The sequence below is a fragment of the Exiguobacterium sp. ZWU0009 genome (genome assembly GCF_000798935.2).
In the GTDB taxonomy this organism is placed as follows: Bacteria; Bacillota; Bacilli; order Exiguobacteriales; family Exiguobacteriaceae; genus Exiguobacterium_A; species Exiguobacterium_A acetylicum.
Window position 1 is genome coordinate 850521 of the sequence record NZ_CP018057.1, and the last position, 22112, is coordinate 872632.

A 22112-nucleotide genomic window follows, 5' to 3' on the forward strand; every position below is an offset into this window, starting at 1 on the left:
CATGCAACGGTATTTCGTCGAGCCCTCGATGCGTCAGGGAGATGTGTTTCATCTCCCGAAAGACGACGCACACCATATGAAAAACGTCATGCGGATGGAAGTCGGCGGAGAGATTCTCGTACTCGACGGGACAGGTCTTTACCGGTGCCGCCTGGAAGCACTCGATAAACAAGTGGCTTCTGCCCGGATCGAAGAGACGCTACCGATTGAGACGGAGTTACCGATTCGTGTGACGATCGCCCATGGATTGCCAAAAGGCGATAAAATCGAACTCGTTGCCCAAAAAGCAACGGAACTCGGGATCCATCATCTACGGATTTTCGAAGCCGACCGTTCCGTCTCGAAATGGGATCAAAAGAAGGTTCCGAAAAAGATTGAACGACTCGAAAAAATCGTCAAGGAAGCAGCGGAACAATCGTACCGTGCCCACTTGCCGATAGTCGACTTCGTGGCGTATGATGAAGTCTTACAGGATGCATCGAACTACACGGCTTGTCTGGTTGCCTATGAAGAATCAGCGAAACAAGGGGAGGCCTCCGTCCTCGCTACGACGCTTGCTGGATTGCAAGAGGGCGATTCCCTTCTTGTCGTCATCGGACCTGAAGGTGGGTTCGCTGAAGCAGAAATCGCACGTTTGACGGAGGCTGGTTTTAAAAAAGCCGCTCTAGGGCGCCGCATCTTACGGACGGAAACGGCACCATTTTATGTCCTTTCCGCCGTCTCGTATCATTTTGAATTGAAAGGGTGAACGAAATGGCAACTGTTGCCTTTCAAACGCTTGGCTGTAAAGTCAACCATTACGAAACAGAAGCTGTCTGGCAACTGTTTAAGGACGCTGGCTACGCACGCGTTGATTTTGCTGATCATGCGGACGTGTATGTCGTCAATACATGTACGGTCACGAATACCGGAGATAAGAAAAGTCGCCAAGTCATCCGACGGGCGATTCGCCAAAATCCGGATAGTGTCATCTGCGTAACGGGCTGTTATGCCCAAACGTCTCCTGCTGAGATCATGGCGATTCCTGGCGTCGATGTCGTCGTCGGAACGCAAGATCGGCATAAAATGATTGGATACATCGAACAATTCCGAGAAGAGCGCATGCCAATCAATGCGGTCGGAAACATCATGAAAGCAAAAGTCTATGAAGAACTAGATGTACCGGCCTTTACGGACCGGACACGGGCTTCGCTGAAAATTCAGGAAGGTTGTAACAACTTCTGTACGTTCTGTATCATCCCATGGGCGCGTGGTCTCATGCGGTCTCGTCAACCAGAAGATGTCTTGAAGCAAGCACAACAGCTCGTTGATGCGGGTTACAAAGAAATCGTCTTGACGGGAATCCATACAGGTGGATACGGAGAAGACTTGAAAGACTACAACTTAGCAAAATTACTTAAAGCACTCGAATCTGTCAATGGACTTGAACGCTTACGCATTTCGTCGATTGAAGCGAGTCAAATCACGGACGAGGTACTTGATGTCCTGAAGGATTCGCCGATCGTCGTTCGTCACTTGCACGTTCCGATCCAGTCGGCATCGGATACGGTCCTTCGCCGGATGCGCCGGAAGTATACGATGGCAGAATTCGGAGAACGGATCACGCGTCTGAAGGAAGTCCTTCCTGACTGTGCGATCACATCGGATGTCATCGTTGGTTTCCCAGGTGAGACGGAAGAAGAGTTCATGGAAACGTTCAACTTCATCAATGACCATAAGTTCAGTGAGTTGCATGTCTTCCCGTACTCGAAACGGACGGGAACACCAGCTGCGATGATGGAGGATCAAGTCGAGGAATCGATCAAAGAAGAACGCGTCGCGCGTTTGATCGCTTTATCGGATCAACTCGCGAAGGAATATGCTTCGAAATACGAAGGAGAACTGCTTGAGATCATTCCGGAAGAATTCTCGGAGGAAGCAGGCGGTCGTCTCGTCGGTTATACGGATAACTATTTGCGTGTCGCAATCGAAGGCGATGAGTCAATGATCGGTCAACTCGTTCGTGTCAAAATCACGAAAGCCGGTTATCCGATGAATCACGGTCAATTCGTTCGAATCATGCAGACATTAAAAGGCGCTGCGGTCTAATGATTCGTAAAAGCGATCTTGATATACGCATATAAGAAAACAGCCTCGAAATAGGGGCTGTTTTCTTACGTTACTATATAAGGTGCTTTAGATTTTTAAAACAACTTGTAATCGATTCATTTTAGAAAATGATTTTATGTTATGGTTTTTATAAGTAGATGATTACCAGAAATAAAGCCTTGTAACAGTGGCATATTACTTCACATACAAAGGAATTTTCCAAAATGAAAACAAACGGATTATCAGTTCTATCAGTCACCTTAACAGTATTGATGTTCATCGTTTTATTTAATCAAGATGCAGTTGCGCATAGTTCAATCATTCTGGTCGTGCTAATAATAAGTATTACTTGTTTGACGTTTTTAAACATAGATAAGAAAAAACAATGAATCAATCATTGCATTGAAGACTAAGGACGACATGCATTGCTTTTCTTACTTAGAGAAGCATCGCATGTTATTTTGTTTTCATTTCAGGAATGCGCTACACTGAATACAGTTCAATTAAGGAAAGAGGATATCATTCATGCGAATCAACAAATTCATTAGTGAAACGGGCTTTTGCTCAAGGCGTGCTGCCGATAAATTAGTCGACGCAGGTCGTGTGACAATCAACGGTCTGACGGCAGAACTCGGCTCGCAAGCTGAAGAGACGGACGTCGTCGAAATCGACGGTCAACCACTCCAAACGAAACCAAAACCTGTCTACATCGTCTTAAATAAACCAGTCGGCATCACATGTACGACGGAGCTTGATATCGAAGGAAACATCATCGATTTCGTCAACCATCCGAAGCGGATTTTCCCGATTGGTCGTCTCGATAAGGATTCAGACGGTTTGATTCTGTTGACGAATGACGGTGATGTTGTCAACCGGATCTTACGAGCGGAAAACAATCACGACAAGGAATATATCGTGACCGTCGACGCACCGATTACGGATACGTTCATTCAAGGCATGGCGAGTGGAGTCGACATTCTCGGTACGACGACGAAAGAATGTATCGTTGAGCCGCTCGAGACACGGACGTTCCGGATCATTTTGACACAAGGGTTAAATCGTCAGATTCGCCGTATGTGTAAAGAGTTCGGCTATCGGGTCAAACGCCTGCAACGCGTCCGAATTATGAACATCGAGCTCGGTGATTTACCGATCGGTTCTTGGCGTGATTTGACGGAAGCGGAATTACGCGAATTGTTTACGACGCTTGACGGGCAATAAGGTTCAATGAAAGTCGCCATTGGCGGCTTTCTTCATACATAAGGGGGATGACCGTGGATAAACGGGGTATGAGTGCGACATTCGTCGCCTACGTAATTGGTGGACTATTACCGATCTACAAAGTATTTGCAACTGGTATTCCAGCATGGACGGTCGTTTCAATTCGGATATTGAGTGCGTTCATCTTCGTGACGTTATTACTGCGACTGACGAAGAAATTCCGATTCGTTCGTCAACTGTGGCAAAACAAACGCCAGCGCTATACCGTGCTTGCAGCAGGGCTTGTACTAGGTGGAAATTGGTCGCTCTATCTGTACGCCATCGGGGAAGGCTATATCGTTGAGTCGTCACTCGGGTATTACATCAATCCGCTCGTCAGCGTCTTGTTCGGTTTGATCTTTTTTAAGGAACGTCTGACGCGTCCGCAAATCATCGCCATCTTATCAGCGATCATCGGTGTGATGATTCTAACGCTCGGTTATGGTCAATTTCCGATCATCGCCTTCTCACTTGCCGTCTCGTTTGCTTTTTACGGTGTACTGAAGAAAAAGGCGGCAGCGGAACCATTATCCGGATTATTTCTAGAGACACTGGTCACGCTCCCGTTCGCTCTCTTGACGCTTGGTGTGACAGATAGTCAACCGCTTGCGATGCCAATGAGTGCGCTGGTTGCGATCATCATGCTCGGGATCGCAACAGCAGTCCAATTGATGTTATTCGGATACGGGATGCCGAAAATCCCGTTCGTCTACGTCGGGATTCTCCAATACATTGCTCCGACGTTGACGCTACTACTTGGAATTTATCTATTTAATGACGTCTTTACGACGATTCACTTCATCGCCTTCCTGTTCATTTGGATTGCCGTTGCTTTATTTACGATCAGCGGTTTATCGGCAGGAAAGATGCGAATGAAGAAAGTGTCATAACGAAAGAAGGGAATACATGAATCTACCTGGATTCTTCGCGACACTTGTCGCGTATATCATTTGGGGACTCTTACCGCTCTACTGGAAGATGCTCGCCAATGTACCGAGTGAAGAGATACTGGCACACCGGATTATCTGGTCGTTCTTATTTCTGCTCATCTTATTGTCGTTTCAAAAAGCTCTTGGGAAATGGAAGACGGCGTTACGCGATCCGTTCACACGTCGACTCTTTTTCTTGAACGGACTGATCATCAGTCTAAATTGGTTCATCTATATTTGGGCCGTCAATCATCAATTCATCGTTGAGGCATCGCTTGGCTATTACATCAATCCACTCGTCAGTATCGTCTTCGGTGTCTTTTTCTTTCAAGAAAAGCTCTCACGGATTGAATGGATCTCGATTGTCCTTGCGACAATCGGCGTTTTGATTTTGACGATTGGTTACGGTGAGTTTCCATGGATCTCGATCGCTCTTGCCTTAAGCTTCGGCTTTTACGGCGTCGTCAAAAAGCGGCGACCGCTGGAATCAACGGTCAGTTTGACGCTAGAAACGATGGCGCCGCTTCCGCTGGCTTTGATCTTCCTCGGGTATTGGCAAGTACAAGGGTCGTCTTCGATGACCGAATCCGTCGGTACGATGACCGGACTCATCTTGACCGGGATCGTCACCGCCGTTCCACTTTTGTTATTTGGATTCGGGGCACAACGAATTCCGTTCACATGGGTCGGATTCCTTCAATTCGTCGCACCGACCTTGTCACTTGGACTCGGTGTATTGCTCTATCACGAGCCGTTTACTAAAACGCACATGGTGGCGTTTACATGTATTTGGACAGCAGCGATCGTCTTTACGCTCAATGGTGTCTGGATTCGGAAAAAACAGCTCCGAAAAGTCGCGTAAAAAGATAGAAGTCTGACCTCTTGCGTGATAGAATAAAAACAGAGTCTAAGGGATACCCTTAAGGAGGACAACAAACATGAATTTAGCAGGAATGATCGACCACACGGCACTGAAGCCAGAAACATCACGTGCTCAAATCGAAACACTCTGTAAAGAAGCATTAGAATACAAATTCGCAAGCGTCTGTGTTAACCCAACTTACGTCGCGTTAGCAGCAGAACTCTTAAAATCAGATGATGACGTCAAAGTCTGTACAGTCATCGGCTTCCCGCTTGGAGCAAACACTCCAGAAGTGAAAGCATTCGAAACAAAGGATGCGATCCAAAACGGTGCTACAGAAATCGATATGGTTTTGAACATCGGCGCATTAAAAGATGGTGATCTTGAGTTAGTAGAACGTGACATTCGTGCGGTTGTCGAAGCGGCAAACGGTACACTCGTTAAAGTCATCTTCGAAAACTGCCTTCTTACAAAAGAAGAAATCAAAACAGCTGCTGAACTTTCAGTTAAAGCAGGTGCTAACTTCGTGAAGACATCGACTGGTTTCTCAACGGGTGGTGCAACAGTTGAAGACATCCGTCTCATGCGTGAGACAGTTGGTCCTGACATCGGTGTTAAAGCATCTGGTGGTGTTCGCGACTTCGAAGGTGCAAAAGCAATGATCGATGCAGGTGCATCGCGCATTGGTGCATCAGCAGGAATCGCAATCGTTACAGGCGGTTCGTCTGACAGCGACTACTAAGAATATCTGGCATGCCCCTCTTGTTTAGAGGGGCATGTTTTTTTATGGGACTATTCTGAATTTAAATTTTGTATTAAGAAGTCGGACATCGCTTCCGATAATCAGATGTAGAATGTCGGAAGGATGTGGAATGAATGAAACGATGGAGTGGAATCATACTGGCATCGACACTTAGCCTCGCAGGGTGCGGCAGTGTCATCGATGATCCAGAACGGGCAGTCAAGGAGCGGAAGGAAATGGCAGTCGTCTTGTCGGATGTGGGTCTTGGCGATCAATCATTCAGCGATGCGGCGATGAGTGGTATGGCGTTGTTACGGGAGAAGGAAGGCTGGTCGATCGATTACCGAGAGTTGAATGAAACAAAGACTTATAAAGCAGCATTCGAAGCGTTAGCGAAAAAGAAACCGACCGTCATCGTCGGGCTTGGCTTTATGGGGCAGACGGATCTTGAAACCGTTGCTAAAAAATATCCAAAACAACAATTCGATTTGATTGATGCTGTATCGACGTTACCGAACGTACTCTCGGTTACGTTCAAAGAGGACGAAGGAAGTTACTTAGCGGGTGCGGCTGCAGGGATTCAAACGAAGACGAACACGATTGGTTTCATCGGTGGGATGAAGTCGCCTCTGATCGAGAAATTTGAAAAAGGATACATAGCTGGCGCTAAAGCAGTCAATCCAAAAACGAAAGTACTCGTCGAGTACGCAGAGGACTTTGCAGCCCCGGAAAAGGGACGGACGCTCGCAAACGAAATGATGCAGAAAAAGGCAGACGTATTATACGCAGCTGCTGGATTGACGGGAAGCGGTGTCCTGGAGGCAGCGCAAACGAAGGGGAAAAAAGCGATCGGTGTCGATAGCGATCAAACTCCGATCGCGCCTGACGCTGTCATGACGTCAATGCTAAAACAAGTTGATCTTGCGATTACGAAAATCGGACAAGATGTGGCTGCGAAAGGTCTACAGTCCGGACAAGTCGTCCTGGGTGTCAAAGAAGGGGCAATCCAATTGGCTCCAATCCGAAACACGAACTTTACGGACGGGGAACGAAAAAAATTAGAGCAGCTACAACAAGACGTGCTCGAAGGTAAGGTGACGATTCAATGACGTTACGGAAACGATTTTTACTCTCAACGTTAGTGACGATTTTGAGTGTCGTCATCTTGATGGGATGGACATTGTTCCAACTCCGTCAAATTCAGTCCTATAACGAAGATTACGGGAAACAGCTCGTTGAGATTTCAGAGCTTGAAACGAAGCTCTTATATGAACAGGCAGCATGGAACCGACTAGCAAGCCAACCGTCTGAAAGTCAGGCGGAGCAAGTACAGGCTCTTAGTAAAAAGAACGAACAAGCATTGAATCAGCTACAAAAGACATATTTGATTCCGGCATTCCAAGAAGAGTTGAACCGGGCGGATATGAAATATAAGACGCTTTCTGCGAAACGGATGGAACTGACGGACGCAATGAATCCGATTGAGATTCGCTCCCATGCCGCACGAATCGAAGGTGTCCTCAGTGATCTATACACGTTACATACGAAAAATGGAGAGTTTTATGATGTCTTACAACGTGAAGCAAAAGACGAGACATTGAACCTGACGCGGACCGTATTGATCGCGACATTCATTCTCCTGATTGGTCTTGCGTTATACAACTGGTACTTCGCACGTAGCATCACACGACCGATCAGCCGTGTCGTCCGGACAGCAGAACAGATTTCGGACGGAGACTTATCGCAGGAATTAGTCGTATCCGGTCGAAAAGATGAGATTGGTCGACTCGAGACAGCGGTTGCGCAGATGCAAGGAACTTTGCATGAGGTCATCGGAACGATCAGTCGTTCGTCGAATACGATTCGTCAGATGAGTACGGAAGCAACGACAGAGAACGCAAACATCGTTGAAGTTTCTGGCAACATGACCCATGCGATCAATGAAATGGCAAGTGGTACTCAAACGGTGTCGGACGATATCCAGACGACAGTCAGTACGATGTCCGATATGCAACAGCTCTTTGAAGAGAGTGAACAACGCGCGCAAACCGCTTATGCAGAAGGACAGGCGGCCGATCACGTGATGGTTCAAAGTAGTTCCGTCATGGAACAGCAAGCACGGTCACTTCGCGCGTCAACAGAACAAAATCGCGAACTCGGTCAGAAACTGGAAGGTTTCCTAGAGCAGACGCAACAAATCGAACAGATGGCACAACTCGTCGCCGGAGTCTCCGCACAGACGAACTTATTGTCACTCAATGCGGCAATCGAAGCGGCGCGGGCAGGGGAAGCCGGTCGTGGATTTGCCGTCGTAGCAAGTGAAGTCAAAAAGTTAGCCGACGAGACACACGAGGCGACGCGCTCAATCTTCTCACTCGTCCGTTCAATTCGTCAGGACGGTGCTGTCTTACAAGAAGCACTCGTGCAAGCAGAGCGGGAGCAGACAAACCAGGTCGAGAACTTCACACACGTTCAACAAGCATTCGGCGAGACGCGTCAAAAGGTAGCAAACGTGACAGAAACACTTGATTATGTAACGAAACAACTCGTTCATTCGAAAGAACAAGCCCGCCATGTCGTTGGTCAAGTCAGCACAGTCAGTGGCGTCATGGAAGAACTTGCAGCTGGAAATGAAGAAATTGCTGCTTCGATGCGCGATCAACAGGCATCGTTCGAACAGATTCATCAATTGATGCAAGAACTTGAGTCAACGACGACGTCGCTTGATAGTCAGACACATCAATTCAAAATTTAATGAACACAGCAAAAAGTGCACTCCTTCTCGGAAGAGAAGAAGTGCACTTTTTCTTGAATCGACTTAGAAGAAGCTTTCTGGATCGAGCTCATTCGTCCGTCCATTCGCATTATACTGGTACCCACCATCGTGGATTTCAAAATGCAAGTGTGGACCAGTCGAGTTACCGGTGCTTCCGAGAACACCGATTTGCTGTCCTTGTTTGACTTGTTGTCCCTGTTTGACGTTCAAGGCATTCATATGGGCATAAACGGTCGTATACGTTTTTCCGTCGATATTATGAGAGATATAGACGTGGTTGCCGTAAGGACCACCTGAACTTGCTAAAATGACTGTTCCACTTGCAGACGCGACGATTGGCGAGTTGAGTGGACCAGCGAAGTCGGTTCCATTGTGGTACGCATAACCATTACTTCCGCTTGCTGCACCCATTCCTTGCGAAACAGAGCCTTGAGCAGGTTTGATGAATTTACCTTTTGCTTTTGAGATGACTTTCGTACTAGCCTTACTAACAGATGCTGGAGCTGCTGATTGTTTCGCAGCTTTTGCGGCAGCAGCCTTTGCTGCTCGGGCTGCTGCTTTTTCAGCTGCTTCCTGTGCCTTCAGTTGGGCCGATGCCTCTTTCAGGCTGAGGATGTTAGATTCGATTTTTTTCTTTTGCGACGTCAGACGCTTCAAAAGTGCTGTGCGCTTTTGTTTTTCTTGTTTCAGTTCACGTTGTTTCTTTTTTAAAACATTACGATCTTCAATCAAGTCTTGGCGTGTCTGCTTTAGTTCTTCTTTCGCAGCTGCCAGTTCTTTTTTGTTTGATTCGTAATCTTTTAACAAAGAAGCATCGCTTTCCGCAATTGTATTAAAGGCATTGAAACGGCTGATCATATCACCGACATCTTTTGCGCCGAAGACGGCTTCAAGGAGCGGGGCGTTATCAGCTTTAGACTGGCGAACTGCCAAGCGATCACCGAGCATTTTTTCTTGCTTCTTGATTTTCTTTTGTAACTTCTCGATCTTATCTTCTAATCGAGCGATCTGTTTCGTGTTTTCGTCGATCTTCTTTTGATTCTCGACGACTTGTAATGTCAGCCCATTGATTTGTTGATCCAGGGCGTAGACTTGTTGCTGTGCTTTAGATAATTGATTATTTTTTTGAGACAACGCCTCGCGTTGCTTCGATTGTTGTTGCTGATTTTGTTGTTGCTTCTCTTTATATGAACTTGCCGCGTCGACCGGAGTTGTCGTCATGAGCGGACTTGCGAGTAGAGTGAGTGTCATGAGCGATAGCCCAAGTGACTTTCCGAAAGGTCGTTTCATAAACTAAGCGTCATTCCTTTCCCGTGTGAAGTGTTACCTTTCCCACTCTAACAAGAAAATCGGAAAATCCACTTTACAATTCTTTTAAAAAAATGCAAGAGAAGCTAGCGAAAAGAATGAAGAATTTATGAAAATAATGATGCATGAACAGAAGTATAAACAGAAAATGTTGATATAAAAGGAAAAATTAATGTGTAGTAGATTGATTTCTGAATGATGTCAGGAGATATATTTTTGTAACATCGTATAAATAGAAGGTTTATTAATGTTTGAAAAAGGTATAAGTATAGTTTTTGAAATGAAAAAGTGCCCCGAAAGGCACTCCATCCGAATCATTCCTCATAAATCATCTTTCGTGTCATTCCACCGTCTAGGACCAGTGTTTCGCCCGTCAAGAAATCGTTATCTGGGTGTGTTAGATAGAGAGCCGCACGAGCGACATCACTTGGTTTTCCGACGCGACCAGCTGGATGTTGACTATGATCTTCAGGTGATAATTCTTGATAGTCACCAGTTTCAATCCAACCCGGGGCAATCGCGTTGACGAGAATACCGTCTTCTCCAAGTGAGACAGCAAGTGCATGTGTGAGTGCAAAAATACCACCTTTCGTCGACGCATAAGATTCTGTATGCGGTTCCGACATGAAGGCGCGGGTCGAAGCAAGGTTGACGATCCGACCACCACTTTTGCTTTGTTTCAAATAGGGTGTAGCCGCCTTGGTCGTTAGGAAGATGCTGCGCAGGTTCGTATGGTGAACCCGATCCCATTCCTCAAGCGACAATTCAAGGAGCGGTTTTCGGATCATGATACCGGCGTTGTTGATAACAATATCGATGCGACCAGTATGTTCAATCGCCTTTTCGATTAATAGTTGAACGTCTTTTTCATGTTGGATATCCAAGTGATAGAAGTAAGCCGTCCCTCCATCTTCTTCGATTTGTTGGACCAGTTCGTCTCCTGTCATCTGATCGATGTCAGCAAGAACGACATTTGCGCCTTGCGCAGCGTAGGTGCGGGCGAGTTCTGCACCAATTCCATTCGCGGCTCCTGTAATGATGACGGTTTGATTAACATGATTCATAAAAAATCATCCTTTCTGTAACGCTTCTCTCCCTTTTTTACCGTTCCATCATATCCTGAAACCTGACAGGATTATCATCCGTAGGAACAGGGAAATAGAAAAGCGTTGAAGTTACTTTAGAATGGGGGAAAATAGGAATGAAATTCTCAAATCAACAATTAGAAAAACAAGAACATCAATATGCCGAAGATGCAAAAGATTATATCGATCGTCCGGAAAAGACGAACTCGCTGTTACAACGCGCAACTGCGAAGGTGAACAGTAACTCTCGTTTGTCCGTCGTCTTCTCGCCGTTGACGTTGTTCGTCGACATGATTCGCGCGTACCAATCAGGTGAATACCGTAACATTCGTCGTACAACGATCTTAAAAGTAATCGGCGCGTTGATTTACCTCGTGTCACCGATTGACCTCGTACCTGATTTTGTACTCGGATTCGGTTTCGCAGACGATATCGCGGTCATCCTCTTCGTCACAAAAACAGTCTTCGAAGAATTGACACGTTTCAGCGACTGGCAGGATGAACAACAAAAGCGTCGTACACAACCAGTACAAAGTGAGGACGCGTATTAATTAAATTTGATGATCCGAGCGACTTCACACCAGAAGTCGCTCTTCTTTGTCCACAAAGAGCCGTTTCCTGTACGCCTTCTTGAAATTTCGATACACTAGAAATAGTTGGTAAAGAGAGAGGAGGGACGAAGATGGGACATCACTGGATGGAATCATACGGTTATATTGGAATCATGATGACGCTCATGTTTCCATTCATACCGAGCGAAGTACCGCTCGCGTATGCCGGATATCTCGTGCATACCGCACAGGCGAATCTACTATTCATGTTGTTCCTCGCTGTAGTGAGCTTCGTCATCAGTCAAAACCTCTTCTTTACGATTGGTCAGTTCGGGAGTGAACGGTTATTGAATCGTTTATTCAAATGGTTTCGGATTTCGGAAACGAAAATGCTCCAGTTTCAGACACAAATGGAGACAAAGGGACGCTATATCCTTCTTCTGTCTCCGATGTGGCGGATCGGATTTGCCATTGGTGCGGGGTTGACTGGCGTCTCGCGCTGGACGTTTACCGTCGTGACGACGATTTCTTTCTTGCTGTGGTCGACCATCTTTATTTGGGGCGGGAAAGCCGTCGGCCATGAATGGCGAAGATTGCATCATCTTAATCATCCAATCGTTTGGATTGGTTTAGGCATGCTGATTACGATTGGCTACTTGATACAAAAAAAGAGAAAAGCAAAAAAAGAGATCTAAAAGGAGTGGGAACATGGCAATTATCTTATTCGATATTGACGGTACATTGATTGATTCAACGGAACAGATGACAGAAGCAATCCATCGGGCGATGGAGGACATGCCGCATCTTCCAAAACCTTCTCAAGCTAGTGTACAAGCAAGTTATGGGTTGGCGGGAAGTGCTTTTTGGCGTAAGGCGATTCCAGAGGCTTCAGAAGAGGATATTCGGTTAATCCGCAAAAAAAGACATGGTCATCTAGAAGCGACGATGGTGGAACAGAACGTCTTGTTCGACGGAATTCGAGACTTGTTAGAAGCGCTAGTTTCAGAGGGACACACTATTTCAACAGCGAGTAATTGTGGCAACCACTATCTAAACCTTGTGCTGGATAGCCAGGATATTCGTTCGTTCTTCACGAGTCCGAAATGCTTAGAATCCGTCAACGGGAAAGAAAAAGCGGATATCTTGCGAGCGCACCGTGAGGAGTTTGGAGAAGCGACTTACTGGATGATCGGGGATCGGTCTTCCGATGTCGAAGCGGCTCGTAAGGAAAACATGCCAGTCGTCTTATGCCAATACGGTTTTGGTACACAATCCGAGTGGGATTCGGCGGACCATGTCATCGAGACACCGCTTGATTTACTGGCAGTAATCAAATAAGTGCATCAAAAAGCCAAGCTCAATCCGTCGATCTTTTAGACGGTCGGCTTGGCTTTTTTTGTGATGAAAGAACGAATGAAGATGAGCTTACTCAAAATCCAGTCGGTATGGTTCTGCACTCATCCATGGACGGAATCTCCGGAAGAGTAGGTGGAACAACAGACAAAGGATGACCGGCAAGACGATGAACAGCCCGAGAACAAATGTCATGTTAAACAATGTCCAGCCTCCTGACATCAGATGTAACGCGTTGATCGGACCGATTAACCCAGACATTCCGAATCCGGCACTGAACGGCGTACCTTGGACACCGAGCATTCCTGCTAGTGCACCAAGTATTGCGGCACTACACATGACAGGAAGAATCATCAAGGGATTACGGATAAAGTTCGCCATCTGAATTTTAGGAGAACCAAGAAAGTGAGCAATCGACGTTCCACGTGAATTCGCTTGCCATCCGGCGATCGCAAGACCAAATCCAGCGGCACAGACGCCTAGGTTCGCAGCTCCGGCAGCAACACCCGATAAACTGATTGCTGTCGCAATGCCGACCGTTGAAAGTGGAGAGACGATGAGCACGGAAAAGGCGACGGCAATCAGAATACCCATTAAGACGGGTTGAAGTGCCGTAAAGTCTGAGATGACATGTCCGATCGCTGTCGTGATCCGTGTCACGAACGGATACGTCAAAACACCGATTCCACCGGCTCCAACAATCAAAATCGTTGGCATGACAAGCACCGTGTACGTTTTGAAACGTTCACCGATCAATAAGACGATTGCCGTCGCAACAGCTGCCGTCAGACCAGCATTGATGACGTCTCCTGTACCGACGAAGACGAAGGTTGCATCTGCACGAGTCGCAACACCTGATCCAACGACTGTCGCGAGTCCAATCGACGTGGTCGCAATCGGTGTCACTTTAAATTGCATGGCTACGGCAACACCAATCACCATCGGCAAGAGGCGCATCGCGAGTGTTGTGGCATCTAAAACATGTTGGGCACCAGAGACGTATGGCAACAATGCCTTAGCGAGTTCACCGAGTAGTGCTCCTGGAATAAGGGCAACGAGAATTCCGATACTGAGTCCGTTTAAAACATGAACGGCAAATTGACGCGGCTGACGCAAAATAGATGAATCCATACAAGTCCTCTCCTTATGTAATGCTTTTATGCATAACAGTATAAAAGTTATGAATTGTGTTTTATCTTACGGCAAGCAAAGGCAGGCGTCAAGAAAAAGTTAGAAAATTCCAAACAAGCAAAGGATTCGTCTTTCAGAAACGGAATTGTTACAGTGAGGAAGTACATTGAAAGAGGAGGTCATGAATCATGTCAGAACAACGTATCGTATTAGCGGCACGACCAAACGGAAAACCAACAGGGGAAACATTCCGTTATGAATCATTTGAGTTAGCAGAGTTGAAGGAAGGGCAAGTCGCACTGGAGTCACTCTATATCTCGGTCGATCCATACATGCGGGGACGTATGAACGATGCGCGCTCTTACTCGCAACCGTTTGAGATTGATGAACCGATTCACGGTGGTGTCGTGGCGCGAGTCATTGAGTCTAAAAGTGAGGCACTCAAGTCAGGCGATGTCGTCGTCGGGATGCTCGATTGGGCAACAAAGGCAGTCGTCGATGCGAAAAGTGTCCGTAAAATCGATGAGCAGATTGCACCGATTTCAACAGCACTCGGTGTTCTCGGAATGACAGGGATGACGGCGTATTTCGGATTGCTTGATATCGGGAATCCACAATCAGGGGAAACGGTCGTCGTATCGGCAGCAGCAGGGGCTGTTGGATCGATCGTTGGTCAAATTGCTAAAATCAAAGGTGCTCGTGTCGTCGGAATCGCAGGAAGTGACGAAAAGCTACAACACTTAAAAGCAGATCTTGGTTTTGATGAAGTCATCAATTATAAAACGGAAGACATCGGGGAAGCGTTAGACCGGACATGTCCAAACGGCATCGATGTCTATTTTGAAAACGTCGGTGGTGAAATCGGTGATGCAGTCCTTGATCGACTCAATCCATTCGCGCGGGTACCGGTTTGTGGTGCCATTTCCGGTTATAATGCACAACAGGACATCGGTCCACGTGTTCAATCGAAATTAATCATCGCGCGTGCGCGCATGCAAGGTTTCCTAGTAGGTGACTATGGCAAACGATTCAAGGAAGCAGCTGAGCAACTTGGTCAATGGGTTAGTGAAGGGAAGTTACAATACGAAGAGACGATTTTTGAAGGATTCGATCGTGTACCAGATGCCTTCCTCGGATTATTTGATGGTTCGAACACAGGGAAACTATTAGTAAAAGTGAAGTAAATATGCCAAAAGAGGTTGCGGAATTATTTCCGCAACCTCTTTTTCTATGGCGTGAGATTCATGAATCTTTTCGATCGCGCTCGAGCTCTTCTGGATCAGGATCCGGATGTTGTGTTTCCGCAGGCTTGATTCCGGGATCTGATGTCTCAGCTGGATCAGGATCCGGGTGAAGACCAACGTCTGCCTTTTCATCTGGTAAATCATGATTTTTTTCGTTTAACATGTCCAGTCATCTCCTTTTATCAGTACGTAGTAATGTTTCCCCGTTTTTTAAATCCAAAACAATGAGAGTGCATAGGATTCGTTTTTGAAAACATGTGAATGACTTCCACGGACAAGAAAGCGAAAGTGGTCGATTTCCTAGGAAATACAGGTTGACTGAAATGGAATGTAAGGAAAATCCAAAAAAGCTTCATGAAGTCTTTACAAAAACCTTGCAAGTCCTTCAAGTAGCCTTTGAACTGCTTCCGTAGACTAAGAAAGAGTTGAAAAGAGGAAGGGTGTTTACGTGTGAGTGATCAAAAATGGAAACGACAAATCATGCAACAACTGAACTGGGTCCGCGAAGAGAAAAAACGACTAACAAGCGCGACGACCGCAAGTAAAGAGGCACTCGAAAAACTCCGTCAGTTAGAGGTCTTGCGACTGCCAACGGTTCGAACTTCTAATAAAACGACGACACGTTACCGACAAAATAGCCAAGCATCACTGCTGAATCAATTGGATGTCTCGGAGATTCCGGTCCGGACGACGACGCGTTATTATGAAAAGCGACCAATCGAGATGGCAATCGTCTGCTCGGAATTCATGTACGCCTATTATGAAGATGCCGTTCATCTCCACTACGTCAATGCGCACACATTCGAAGAAGTTTTCGAGCGCGAGATTGATCTCTTTTTAGTCGTCTCTTCATGGAAGGGGTTACGAGGAGACGATTGGAAAGGTGTCGCCACACCGAATTCAAAAAAACGCCAACGGTTGCTTTCAATGATGCAGGAAGTCAAAGCTAAAGGAATTCCAGTCGTCTTTCAATCGACGGAAGATCCGAGCAATCATGAACGGTTTCAAGACGTGGCTCAAGCTGCCGATTATGTCCTGACTTCAGATGAGGCAATGATTCCTGAATACCGCGTCTTATGTGGTCATGATCGGATCATGGCGATGCCGTTTGGTGTCAATCCATTGATTCACAATCCGATCGGAGCAACGCGTAGCCGAAAGAAGGGCGTTTTATTTGCCGGTAGCTGGATGGCGAAATATCCGGAGCGCGTTAAAGATACGGAGATGTTGTTTGATGGGGTGATGCAGTCTTCGCACGAACTCGATATCGTGGACCGGAATTATCATCTCGACTTACCGGCTTATCAGTTTCCGGAACGTTATCAATCACGGGTCGCACCAGCGATTCCTTATGATGCCTTACAACAAGTCAGTAAATGTTATGACTGGGTCTTGAACCTGAATAGCATCAAATACAGCAAAACGATGTGTGCCCGTCGCGTCTATGAATCGCAAGCACTCGGGAATCTAATCCTGTCGAATTACAGTATCGCCGTCAACAATGAGTTTCCGAACATCTTCACCGTGCATGACGCACAGGAGGCGACGGCAATCGTGGAACGTACGTCGCAAGAAGAAATCGAACGGTTACGAGCAGAAGGGCTTCGTGCCGTCATGACGGAACACACGGTCTTCGAACGGATAGATCAGATTCTAGCGTTCATTGGGCGAGTACCTGAGACACGGAAACATCGCTTATTGATCGTCGTTGCCCAAGACGGGGAAGCCATCCGTGACGTGATCAATCGCCAAAGTCTCACACCGGACGAAATCGTCTCTGCGGATGCGCTGACGGAGCAAACTTACAATCAAGCCGATCTCGTGGCTTGGATGGATGGGCAGGAATCCTACGGCGAATATTATCTTGAGGACCTCGTGAACGGTTTTAAATACAGTGATGCGAGCATCGTCCGAAAAGGAAGCGAGCATCCGTATCATCTACAAGAGATGAGCGGTAGCCGAAACGGTGCAATCGTCTGGCGGTCAGCTATCGGATATGACATGTTCCAGGCAGATGAACTGAACGGAAAAACGCTGTTGCTCGATCAATTTGAGTGGAACGAGCAGGCGGTAGCTCCGACGAATCAGACCCCGCAACTATCGGTCGTCGTTCCAATCTATAACAATGGAAAACACCTCACGTATAAATGTTTCGCTAGTCTTACACGGATGGATCGATTCATGGAGTCAGAGATTTTACTCGTAGATGATGGATCGACGGATATAGCGACACGTCAAGCGGTAGAGCGTCTCGCACGACGCCACGGAAATGTCAGAACCTATTTCTTCGAGACAGGTGGAAGCGGTAGTGCTTCACGTCCGCGTAACAAAGGTGTCGAGATGGCACGCGCTGACTACGTGACGTTCCTTGATCCGGATAACGAGGTACTCAGTGATCGCTATGCTTTTTTGCTTCAGGAACTAGAAAAAGATCCATCACTTGATTTTGTGGCAGGGCATATGAAAAAGCTGGCCGAGAAGACGAGTATCATCGCCTTACCGACGATTCGTAAACAGGGACGAACCGTTTGTGAGGATCCGAAAGCTTTTCTATTGAAACATCGGTTTGCGGTACAAAGCATTCAAGCACTCGTCGTCCGTCGTACTTTCCTGCTCGAACATCAATTGGAGCAGGTAGTCGGTGCAGTCGGACAGGACTCCTTGTTCTTCCAAGAATTGATGCTCCGTGCGAACCGTGTCTTACTCGTCAATCGGGTCATTCATTATTATTATGCGGCGGTTGCCGGATCGACCGTGAATGCCTTGACGGTGAAATTTTTTGAACGAAGTGTCGTCCGAGAGCGGGCACGAGCAGAAAAGTTCGCCCGTTATGGAGTGCTAGAGGAATATAAGCAAACACGATTCGAGCATTTCTTCGAGCATTGGTATCTCGTTAAATTGCGCTACTGCAGTGATAAGGATTTCGCACCGAGTGTCGCATTGTTACGTACGATCATTAGTTTCTATGAACCGATCACGTTGACGAATCCGTTGATCCGTCAATTCATGGAGCTTGCGGATCGACAGGAGACAGATCGGCTTCAACATCTATTACTCGAGGAGGTGCAGAAATGACGGCATCGATGAAAACAGCACGACCAAAAGATCAAATCCGGGCGGCCTATTACGATCAGTTAGGCGGTGGATTCGGTAAAAAAGTCCGCGCGCGTGTTCACTGGATCGTACGACAAGCAAAAGGGGAGCACATTTTAGATATCGGTTGTTCAGGCGGAGTCGTTCCAATTTTGCTTGGACGCGAAGGGAAACATGTCGTTGGGATCGATGTATTACCAGAAGCGATCATCGAAGCCAAACAAGCGTTGCTCGAGGAACCGACATCCGTTAAAGAAAAGGTGGAATTACATGAAGCGAATGTCATGACATACACACCTGATATTCAATTCGATACAGTCTTAATGACGGAAGTACTGGAACATATCGGGGAGCCGGAACGCTTCATCGCTCGTGCCGTCTCGTTCATCGCACCAGAAGGCCGACTTGTCATCACAGTCCCATTCGGAGTGAACGATTATGCAGATCATAAACGGACGTATTATTTAAATCGACTGCTTGAGCAATTGACACCTTTCGGTAAAATCGAAACGGTCGAGCGGATCGATAAGTGGCTTGGAATCACGATTCAAGTCTATCCGGAACTTCAATCTGGTCGATCGATTTTACCGGAGGAAGTTGAATGGCTAGAAGACGCCTTTGAAGAGGTGGAGCGATTGCATCTCGCAACGATCATTGACTTAAAACGCAAGCAACAGACTCTAGAACGAAAAGTTCAGCGGTTAGGGGAACAAACAGATGTATTAGAGCAGGCACAAGCAGAATCGTTACGTCAGGAACAGCAACTACAGGAACAGCGTGAACAATACAAGGTGCTTGAAGAACAATATGCCGCACTACTTGATCGATTCGAAGGGGCATTGGTAGCAAATCTGGAACTGCTGGAGGCGAATGCATCATGGAAATCAAAATACCGCTCACTCGCGCGATCAAAGCTCGGAAAAATCGTCGTCCGCTACTGGAAGTTCCGACGTCAACTCAAGCAGCGCCGGAGTCATCGATGAACGTCTTGATGATTTGTCAAAATTTTTATCCGGAAATCGGGAGTGCGGCAAACCGAATGAAGAATATCTTCAAGCGGATGGAACAAGCGGGAAGTGACGTCCATGTGCTGACATCAGAACCGCTCTATCCGACGGCAGAACTTTATACGGACTCAATGTTCTGGGATGAACCGAGCTTGGATACGGCACATGTAACCCGTATCCAACCGCGTGACATCCGGGCGACGAACAATTTATGGCGGCGCCTCCGCTTGTTTGTAGAACAATTCGTACTCGCTGTAAAAGAGGTGCGACACGATCCAAAATCCTACGCCTACATCTATGCGACGACACCATCCATCTTCATGGGACTCGTCGGGGTCGTCGCGAAACATGTCAAAAAAGCGCCATTGATTCTCGATGTACGCGATTTATGGCCGGAGTCGCTGATTGGCGTCGGCATCACGAATTCGCGTTTATTATTGACTCCACTCTACTGGCTTGAAAAATGGATGTATCGTCAGGCGGATCAGTTGGTCATTAATAGTGAAGGGTTTCGATCGTACATTGAAGGGCGTGGTATCGCACCGGAAAAAATTCATTACATTCCGAACTCGATCGAGGAAAACGAGTGGTTGATTAAACGGCGAAAAGTGTCGGAACAAGTGCGTGTCGTATATACAGGGAATATCGGACTCGCGCAAGATGTGTTCTTGTTGCTGGACGTCGCACAGGAACTTCAACAAGAGCAGGATATCTGCTTTCAAGTCGTCGGTTACGGTTATCACAAGCAAACGTTCGAACGACTCGTCAAGGAACGTGGATTGACGAACATCGAGTTTCTTGACGCGATGCCGCGTTGGGATGCGTTGAAACAACTGGCAAAGAGTGACATCGCCTTTGCGACACTCGTCGAAAGTACAGCATTCGATACGGTGACACCCGGTAAAATCATTGACTACATGGCAATGGGGTGTGCCATCGTCGGAGCGGTATCCGGACACGCAGCGCATGTCATTGAAGAGGCAGGAGCTGGTTATGTGTCTGTCCAGCGGAAAAAAGAGGAGATCGTCGATCATATTCTCGAGTTATCACGAAATCCAGAAAAACGTGCAGCGATGGGACGCGCAGGTGTGGCATACGTCCAACACCATTTTGATTGGGAACAAAATGAACAGCGCTTGTTCGACGCCATCGAACGAACACAGGCGCGAAAGGCGGTCGCAGAATGAAGCGCATTGGAATGTTTGTTTGGAATCCCTTTACGAATGACGCCCGAGTCTTACGTGAATGTACGGCACTCGTCGAAGCAGGGCACCGCGTGGACCTATACTGCCTAAATGACGGCACACTTCCAGAAGTCGAATACCCGATGTCAGGGTTTCGCGTCATTCGAATTGACCGGACGCCACCTTTTGCGAGGTGTCTCCCGTTCTTTCGTAAACGGAAAAAACGGACACTTGCTGTCGGTTTGATGGGTGCGCTTCTTGCGCCATGGCTCATTCCCGTGATGCTTGTGCTCTTTTTCCTCATGCGAAGTCGGTTCATCCGGTACGCCCTTTACAACAGTTTCGGCATTCTGCGTATGACACGAGCTGCTAGGAAGCACGATTATGACGTCATGCATGCGAACGATGTCAATACGTTACCACAAGCGATTGGGGCGGCCCGTGGGACGAAAATCGTCTATGATTCGCATGAAGTCCAGACCGATCGGACAGGATACGGCAGCATGCAAGGGAAATTAGAACGCTGGTTGCTTCACTTCGTCGACCAGACAATCGTTGAAAATGACACGCGTGCGGATTACCACCAGAAGTTATACGGAACACGACCGTCTGTCTTGCACAATTATCCGTTTTACGAACCGATTGTTCCGCAACCGCGACCGTTACGCGAAGAGTTAGCACTTGCTCAAGATGAGCCGATTTTGTTGTATCAAGGCGGAATCCAAGAAGGACGCGGACTGGAGCGACTCATTGAAGCGATGCCGTTCATCGATCGAGGAACATTGATTTTCGTCGGGGACGGAAAATTAAAAGGAAAACTGATGCAACTGGCTGCCCAATCATCGGAAAAGTCTCGCATTCGCTTCATTGAGAAGGTTCCGCTTGCTGAACTACCAAGTTACACGGCAGCGGCAACGGTCGGCTTTCAAGTCCTTCAGAACGTCTGTTTCAATCATTATTCTGCTTCTTCGAACAAACTATTCGAATACATGGCGGCGTTGATTCCTGTCATCGCAGCTGACTTACCAGAAATCCGTCGTGTCGTCGAAACAGAAGGAGTTGGATTAATCGTTGATGTCGAATCGCCGCAGAGTATTGCTACAGCAGTCAACCGTCTAGTGAAGGATGAGAGCTTGCGACGGGCGATGCAGGAACGAGCAAGCGTAACAAGGACACAATACAACTGGGAGCAAGAAAAATGTCGACTTCTTGCTGTCTATGACTCGATTTTCATGGAATCTGACGCAAAATAAGAGAAATAGTCAACGACTCGAAGGGAAATCCACGTGCAATGAAGGTGGATTCCTGACGAGTCGTTTTGTTTCATTCAAATAGATACGAAGGATTCGCGAAAGCTTCATAAGATTTACAAAAACAATAGAAAACGCTGGAAATGTAAGGTCTGTGAAGAATGGTTTAAGAGATGGTTAGAAGCATTGGAAAGCAAAGGAAATGTCGTTATGGTCTAGTTACAGCCAAGCCACAGACCGTTCGTTGGC

20 protein-coding genes are annotated in these 22112 nt (G+C 47.0%); 16 read left to right on the forward strand and 4 right to left on the reverse strand.

From position 1 onward, the window contains the following. The first annotated feature begins 1 nt into the window (after position 1). The 8 genes from L985_RS04355 (at position 2) to L985_RS04390 (ending at position 8636) form a co-directional block, all read left to right on the forward strand. Entirely contained in the window at positions 2–748 is a 747-nt protein-coding gene (locus L985_RS04355) for a 16S rRNA (uracil(1498)-N(3))-methyltransferase (protein WP_047396336.1), read from the forward strand. A 5-nt stretch (positions 749–753) separates the two neighbouring features. Then, a complete protein-coding gene (gene mtaB, locus L985_RS04360; protein WP_047396339.1) occupies positions 754–2088 on the forward strand; it encodes a tRNA (N(6)-L-threonylcarbamoyladenosine(37)-C(2))-methylthiotransferase MtaB in 1335 nt (444 codons plus the stop codon). Positions 2089–2613: 525 nt separating this feature from the next. After that, a complete protein-coding gene (gene rluF / locus L985_RS04365) occupies positions 2614–3309 on the forward strand; it encodes a 23S rRNA pseudouridine(2604) synthase RluF (protein ID WP_029341005.1) in 696 nt (231 codons plus the stop codon). Positions 3310–3356: 47 nt separating this feature from the next. After that, positions 3357–4238 carry an EamA family transporter RarD gene (gene rarD, locus L985_RS04370; protein WP_231925698.1) on the forward strand — a complete coding sequence of 294 codons (882 nt, stop codon included), beginning with the start codon at positions 3357–3359 and terminating at the stop codon, positions 4236–4238. Between the two features lie 16 nt (positions 4239–4254). Next, positions 4255–5139, forward strand: a complete 885-nt coding sequence (gene rarD / locus L985_RS04375) for an EamA family transporter RarD (RefSeq protein WP_029341007.1) — start codon at positions 4255–4257, stop codon at positions 5137–5139. A gap of 76 nt (positions 5140–5215) precedes the next feature. After that, a complete protein-coding gene (gene deoC / locus L985_RS04380) occupies positions 5216–5881 on the forward strand; it encodes a deoxyribose-phosphate aldolase (protein ID WP_029341008.1) in 666 nt (221 codons plus the stop codon). Between the two features lie 134 nt (positions 5882–6015). Continuing rightward, complete coding sequence (locus L985_RS04385) at positions 6016–6990, forward strand: BMP family lipoprotein (protein WP_047396341.1); 975 nt, start codon at positions 6016–6018, stop codon at positions 6988–6990. Next, positions 6987–8636 (forward strand): methyl-accepting chemotaxis protein, encoded by a 1650-nt coding sequence (locus L985_RS04390; protein ID WP_047396344.1) that lies wholly within the window; start codon positions 6987–6989, stop codon positions 8634–8636. Before L985_RS04385 ends, L985_RS04390 begins: the two co-directional genes overlap by 4 nt. A 63-nt stretch (positions 8637–8699) precedes the next feature. Here L985_RS04390 and L985_RS04395 read toward each other — a convergent pair whose 3' ends face one another. Continuing rightward, entirely contained in the window at positions 8700–9947 is a 1248-nt protein-coding gene (locus L985_RS04395) for a murein hydrolase activator EnvC family protein (protein ID WP_047396347.1), read from the reverse strand. A 332-nt stretch (positions 9948–10279) separates the two neighbouring features. Beyond that, on the reverse strand, positions 10280–11029 hold the full coding sequence (locus L985_RS04400) for an SDR family NAD(P)-dependent oxidoreductase (protein ID WP_047396351.1): 750 nt from the start codon (positions 11027–11029) through the stop codon (positions 10280–10282). A 137-nt stretch (positions 11030–11166) separates the two neighbouring features. Between L985_RS04400 and L985_RS04405 the strand changes: the two genes are divergently transcribed. The 3 genes from L985_RS04405 to L985_RS04415 all read left to right on the forward strand — a co-directional run bounded on the left by L985_RS04405 (position 11167) and on the right by L985_RS04415 (position 12939). Then, positions 11167–11601, forward strand: coding sequence for a YkvA family protein (locus L985_RS04405; protein WP_047396354.1), 435 nt, complete (start codon positions 11167–11169; stop codon positions 11599–11601). Positions 11602–11732: 131 nt separating this feature from the next. Further along, complete coding sequence (locus L985_RS04410; RefSeq protein WP_047396358.1) at positions 11733–12296, forward strand: DedA family protein; 564 nt, start codon at positions 11733–11735, stop codon at positions 12294–12296. 13 nt (positions 12297–12309) lie between these two features. Next, positions 12310–12939: an HAD family hydrolase gene (locus tag L985_RS04415; RefSeq protein WP_047396361.1), complete on the forward strand. Its 630-nt coding sequence runs from the start codon at positions 12310–12312 to the stop codon at positions 12937–12939. An 87-nt stretch (positions 12940–13026) separates the two neighbouring features. On the opposite strand, the gene L985_RS04420 is transcribed toward L985_RS04415, so the two are convergent. After that, positions 13027–14085, reverse strand: coding sequence for a PTS sugar transporter subunit IIC (locus L985_RS04420; protein ID WP_047396363.1), 1059 nt, complete (start codon positions 14083–14085; stop codon positions 13027–13029). A 188-nt stretch (positions 14086–14273) separates the two neighbouring features. Between L985_RS04420 and L985_RS04425 the strand changes: the two genes are divergently transcribed. After that, positions 14274–15269 carry an NADP-dependent oxidoreductase gene (locus L985_RS04425; protein ID WP_047396367.1) on the forward strand — a complete coding sequence of 332 codons (996 nt, stop codon included), beginning with the start codon at positions 14274–14276 and terminating at the stop codon, positions 15267–15269. Between the two features lie 58 nt (positions 15270–15327). Here the strand turns inward: L985_RS04425 and L985_RS17020 are convergent, their stop codons facing one another. Next, the gene (locus L985_RS17020; RefSeq protein ID WP_023467459.1) at positions 15328–15492 is read right to left on the reverse strand and encodes a hypothetical protein; all 165 of its coding nucleotides are present in this window, start codon (positions 15490–15492) and stop codon (positions 15328–15330) included. A 287-nt stretch (positions 15493–15779) separates the two neighbouring features. Between L985_RS17020 and L985_RS04430 the strand changes: the two genes are divergently transcribed. From L985_RS04430 to L985_RS04445, 4 genes are read left to right on the forward strand one after another with little or no spacing between them, the layout of a single operon-like run. Further along, complete coding sequence (locus tag L985_RS04430) at positions 15780–18404, forward strand: glycosyltransferase (RefSeq protein WP_029341017.1); 2625 nt, start codon at positions 15780–15782, stop codon at positions 18402–18404. Beyond that, complete coding sequence (locus tag L985_RS04435; protein WP_029341018.1) at positions 18401–19405, forward strand: class I SAM-dependent methyltransferase; 1005 nt, start codon at positions 18401–18403, stop codon at positions 19403–19405. Before L985_RS04430 ends, L985_RS04435 begins: the two co-directional genes overlap by 4 nt. Then, entirely contained in the window at positions 19300–20616 is a 1317-nt protein-coding gene (locus tag L985_RS04440) for a glycosyltransferase family 4 protein (RefSeq protein WP_235609859.1), read from the forward strand. Before L985_RS04435 ends, L985_RS04440 begins: the two co-directional genes overlap by 106 nt. Next, on the forward strand, positions 20613–21866 hold the full coding sequence (locus L985_RS04445; protein WP_047396373.1) for a glycosyltransferase: 1254 nt from the start codon (positions 20613–20615) through the stop codon (positions 21864–21866). Before L985_RS04440 ends, L985_RS04445 begins: the two co-directional genes overlap by 4 nt. Positions 21867–22112 lie beyond the last annotated feature (246 nt).

What these genes read in the sequence shown, in the direction of transcription:
- L985_RS04355 (WP_047396336.1), top strand. Translation starts at nt 2, where the DNA reads ATGCAACGGTATTTCGTCGAGCCCTCGATGCGTCAGGGAGATGTGTTT.
- mtaB (WP_047396339.1), top strand. Translation starts at nt 754, where the DNA reads ATGGCAACTGTTGCCTTTCAAACGCTTGGCTGTAAAGTCAACCATTAC.
- rluF (WP_029341005.1), top strand. Translation starts at nt 2,614, where the DNA reads ATGCGAATCAACAAATTCATTAGTGAAACGGGCTTTTGCTCAAGGCGT.
- rarD (WP_231925698.1), top strand. Translation starts at nt 3,357, where the DNA reads ATGACCGTGGATAAACGGGGTATGAGTGCGACATTCGTCGCCTACGTA.
- rarD (WP_029341007.1), top strand. Translation starts at nt 4,255, where the DNA reads ATGAATCTACCTGGATTCTTCGCGACACTTGTCGCGTATATCATTTGG.
- deoC (WP_029341008.1), top strand. Translation starts at nt 5,216, where the DNA reads ATGAATTTAGCAGGAATGATCGACCACACGGCACTGAAGCCAGAAACA.
- L985_RS04385 (WP_047396341.1), top strand. Translation starts at nt 6,016, where the DNA reads ATGAAACGATGGAGTGGAATCATACTGGCATCGACACTTAGCCTCGCA.
- L985_RS04390 (WP_047396344.1), top strand. Translation starts at nt 6,987, where the DNA reads ATGACGTTACGGAAACGATTTTTACTCTCAACGTTAGTGACGATTTTG.
- L985_RS04395 (WP_047396347.1), bottom strand. Translation starts at nt 9,947, where the DNA reads ATGAAACGACCTTTCGGAAAGTCACTTGGGCTATCGCTCATGACACTC.
- L985_RS04400 (WP_047396351.1), bottom strand. Translation starts at nt 11,029, where the DNA reads ATGAATCATGTTAATCAAACCGTCATCATTACAGGAGCCGCGAATGGA.
- L985_RS04405 (WP_047396354.1), top strand. Translation starts at nt 11,167, where the DNA reads ATGAAATTCTCAAATCAACAATTAGAAAAACAAGAACATCAATATGCC.
- L985_RS04410 (WP_047396358.1), top strand. Translation starts at nt 11,733, where the DNA reads ATGGGACATCACTGGATGGAATCATACGGTTATATTGGAATCATGATG.
- L985_RS04415 (WP_047396361.1), top strand. Translation starts at nt 12,310, where the DNA reads ATGGCAATTATCTTATTCGATATTGACGGTACATTGATTGATTCAACG.
- L985_RS04420 (WP_047396363.1), bottom strand. Translation starts at nt 14,085, where the DNA reads ATGGATTCATCTATTTTGCGTCAGCCGCGTCAATTTGCCGTTCATGTT.
- L985_RS04425 (WP_047396367.1), top strand. Translation starts at nt 14,274, where the DNA reads ATGTCAGAACAACGTATCGTATTAGCGGCACGACCAAACGGAAAACCA.
- L985_RS17020 (WP_023467459.1), bottom strand. Translation starts at nt 15,492, where the DNA reads ATGTTAAACGAAAAAAATCATGATTTACCAGATGAAAAGGCAGACGTT.
- L985_RS04435 (WP_029341018.1), top strand. Translation starts at nt 18,401, where the DNA reads ATGACGGCATCGATGAAAACAGCACGACCAAAAGATCAAATCCGGGCG.
- L985_RS04440 (WP_235609859.1), top strand. Translation starts at nt 19,300, where the DNA reads ATGGAAATCAAAATACCGCTCACTCGCGCGATCAAAGCTCGGAAAAAT.
- L985_RS04445 (WP_047396373.1), top strand. Translation starts at nt 20,613, where the DNA reads ATGAAGCGCATTGGAATGTTTGTTTGGAATCCCTTTACGAATGACGCC.